Raw genomic sequence first — 3,405 nt, forward strand, 5'->3', positions numbered from 1 at the left:
TCTTCCATGGCCCGCCTGTACCAGGGCCGGGTCCGGGGATCATAATCCCCCGGGGCATACCAGTTGGCCCCATCGATCATGGTGCCGTTAAAAAGCCCCAGGTAAACATCGGAAAAATTCCCGGCCGCCATGGTCATTTTCAAAATAGGTCTTGGGTCCTGCCCTTGCGTCAGATAGAGATCTTCCAGGGTGCGCGCCAACGCATTAATGAGCTTAAACCGGTGATCCAGCCACATCCGGATCATCTTGGCCGCCTCTTTGGTCAGGGCCTGCTGGTAATTCTCCACCGTGTGGCGGCTGATCGTCTGGGTGTAAGTATAGGTAATNNTTTCAGCGTCATGGGGCGATTATTCCTGTGTTATCTTAGATACCTGCCATACACATGTATTTGATTTCCAGGTAGTCGTCCAGCCCATATTTAGAGCCTTCCCGGCCGTTACCCGACTCTTTGACACCGCCAAAGGGAGCCACCGGGTTGGAAATAAGACCGGTATTAATACCCACCAGGCCATATTCCAGCTTTTCGCCGATACGCCAGGTTCTGCCCAGATCTTTGGTGTAGAAATAGGCGGCCAGACCAAATTCCGTATCATTGGCTTTGCGGAGCACCTCTTCTTCCGTATCAAACTTGAAAACCGGGGCCAGGGGACCGAAGGTCTCCTCTTTGGCCACCCGCATATCATCGGTGGCATCCGCAACAACGGTGGGGGCAAAAAAGCTGCCTCCCAAAGCGTGGCGTGTACCGCCGGTCAGAATTTTACCGCCCTTGCTTGCGGCATCTTTGATATGGCTTTCCACGGTTTCCACGGCACTCATATCAATAAGCGGCCCCTGTTGAACCCCGTCATCAAATCCATTACCCACCTTCAGGCCTTCCACGGCCGTTGTCAGCTTCCGGCAGAATTCATCATACACGCCGGCCTGGACATATATCCGGTTGGTGCACACGCATGTCTGCCCTGAGTTGCGGTATTTGGAAGCCATGACACCTTCCACGGCGGCATCAATATCAGCATCGTCAAACACGATAAACGGGGCGTTTCCGCCCAGTTCCATGGAGAGTCGCTTCATGGTACCTGCACAGTCCCTCATCAACTTTTTACCGATCTCGGTGGAGCCGGTGAAGGTCAATTTACGGACAATGGGGTTGGACGTAAGTTCCCCACCAATGGCGGAAGATGAACCGGTCACCACATTAAACACCCCCTTGGGAACGCCTGCCTGCTGCCCAAGTTTTGCAATGGCCAGTGCGGAAAAAGGGGTAGCGGTTGCCGGCTTCACCACCATGGTGCAACCGGCGGCCAGGGCTGCGCCAGCCTTTCTGGTGATCATGGCACTGGGGAAATTCCACGGGGTAATGGCAGCCACCACCCCCACAGGCTGTTTGATCACCACCAGGCGCTGTGAGGCCACGGTCTGGGGAATCACATCCCCGTATACCCGTTTGGCCTCTTCGGCAAACCATTCAAAAAAGCCGGCAGCATAGGAAATCTCTCCCCGGGATTCCGATAGGGGTTTGCCCTGTTCAGCGGTCATGATCACGGCTAAATCCTCCTGGTTTTCCATAAGCAGATCGTGCCATTTTCGCAAGATGGCCGAGCGTTCCCCGGCTATTTTGGACCGCCAGGCATCCAGGCTTTCATTGGCCGCATTAATAGCCCGTTGTGTTTCATCTGCACCGCAAAAAGGAACCGCACCAAGAACCTGACCTGTGGCGGGATTGATGACGTCAACGATTTTGCCGCTGTCCGCGTCTACCCACTCATCCTGAATAAAACACTGTCGGCAAAGGAGATCTAAATTTTTTAATTTTAACATGTTGACTCCTTTTGTTCGCCGGCCAGGCTGACCAACCCCGCTTCCATGATATCCAGTCCCTTTTGCAGTTGATCATCCTCAATGACCAGGGGCATCAACACCCGGATGACATTACCTTCAATACCACAGACCAGGGTGATCAAACCGTTGTCAAAACAGTACGCCGACAGTTTTTTGGCCGTGTCCGCGTCAGGGGTGCCGTCGGCATTGACAATGGTATATCCCCGCATGGCGCCAATACCTCTAACCTCACCCACATGATTAAATTTCTGTGTCCAGGCACCAAAGGTTGCGCCAAGTTTTTCGCCGAGGGCTTGCGCCTTTTCCAGAAGGTTTTCCTCTTCAAAAATATCCAGTACCGCATGGGCGGCGGCACAGGCCACGGGGTTGGCGCCATAGGTGCCGCCTAAACCGCCGGGATGCACAGAATCCATGATTTCTTTTCTGCCCACCACCGCGCTCAACGGCATACCCGCCGCAATACTTTTGGCCACGGTCATCAAATCCGGCTCCACACCAAAATTCTCAACGGCAAACATCTTGCCGGACCGGCCCATGCCGGACTGGATCTCATCAGCAATAAAAACAATGCCGTAGTCTTTACAGAACTGTGCCACCTGGGGCAAAAAGTCCTCAGGCGGGGCAATAAACCCGCCTTCCCCCTGGATGGGCTCGATGACGACAGCTGCAGTAGTTTCAGGGTTAATGCCGGTGATAAAAAAATCGGTAAAAGCCTTAAAATCACCAAACGGGGCCCGGTATACTTCAGGGGCCAGGGGACCGAATCCGCATTTATAGGGTTTTACCTTACTGGTCATGGCCATGGTGAGATAGGTACGGCCATGGTAGGAGCCGTCAAACACCACAACACCCTGTCTTTTGGTATAATAACGGGCGATTTTCACTGCGTTTTCAACAGCTTCTGCCCCGGAATTAACGAAAAGGGCTTTTTTATCGAAGCTACCCGGAGTGATCTTACACAGCCGATCGGCCAGACGTACTGCAACATCATAGGGATTCACCATAAAGCAGGTGTGGGTGAATTTTTCGGCCTGGGCTTTAATGGCAGCCACCACCTTGGGGTGACTGTGACCCACGTTCATCACGGCAATGCCGCCGGCAAAATCAATATATTGTTTGCCTTGAACATCAGTAATAATGGCCCCTTTGGCCGAATCAACATAGCAGGTGGTACCGGAGGCATGACCGTTTGGAATTACCTGGTTTCTAAGCGTCTGAATCTCATCAATACAAGTCATTTTTTATCCTTTCTGACTGTTTGTCGGGTTGAGCACAAAACAAATACGACAGCATGTAAAGCATAATTCGTGCCTAACTTCAAAACCATACGAAAAACTTTTTTTCATGGTATTGACCGTAACCCGACTTTCTTTCTTGACGAAGGGTTTTAATAACAGGTAGTGTGAAAAAACATCTTGGCAGATTTTCAAAATCCCGGAATATAAAACCCCCCTATATTTGGAAAAAAAATGAGAAGAGCAACCATACACCTGATACTGGTTCTGATCTGGGCTGTTCCGACCCTGGCAAGCCTCTCCCTTGTCATAGAGACACAGCATGAGGACA

General features: G+C 51.8%; 3 protein-coding genes. All 3 read right to left on the reverse strand.

Annotation, left to right across the window (positions count from 1 at the left end; all coding sequences use genetic code 11):
• On the reverse strand, positions 1 to 287 hold a 287-nt coding region (locus tag B3D59_RS09815; protein WP_286819409.1), incomplete at its 3' end, for a hypothetical protein.
• Positions 288 to 363: 76 nt separating this feature from the next.
• Positions 364 to 1,818, reverse strand: coding sequence for an NAD-dependent succinate-semialdehyde dehydrogenase (locus tag B3D59_RS09820; RefSeq protein ID WP_286819410.1), 1,455 nt, complete (start codon positions 1,816 to 1,818; stop codon positions 364 to 366).
• The gene (gabT, locus tag B3D59_RS09825) at positions 1,812 to 3,077 is read right to left on the reverse strand and encodes a 4-aminobutyrate--2-oxoglutarate transaminase (protein WP_286819413.1); all 1,266 of its coding nucleotides are present in this window, start codon (positions 3,075 to 3,077) and stop codon (positions 1,812 to 1,814) included. The genes B3D59_RS09820 and gabT overlap by 7 nt, the downstream gene beginning before the upstream one ends.
• Between the last annotated feature and the right edge of the window lie 328 nt (positions 3,078 to 3,405).

It is taken from the genome of Desulfobacter sp. UBA2225 (assembly GCF_002348205.1).
Classification (GTDB): domain Bacteria; phylum Desulfobacterota; class Desulfobacteria; order Desulfobacterales; family Desulfobacteraceae; genus Desulfobacter; species Desulfobacter postgatei.

Bases quoted from the DNA above. Each gene is read 5' to 3' on its own strand.
- B3D59_RS09820 (WP_286819410.1), bottom strand. From the start codon at position 1,818: ATGTTAAAATTAAAAAATTTAGATCTCCTTTGCCGACAGTGTTTTATT.
- gabT (WP_286819413.1), bottom strand. From the start codon at position 3,077: ATGACTTGTATTGATGAGATTCAGACGCTTAGAAACCAGGTAATTCCA.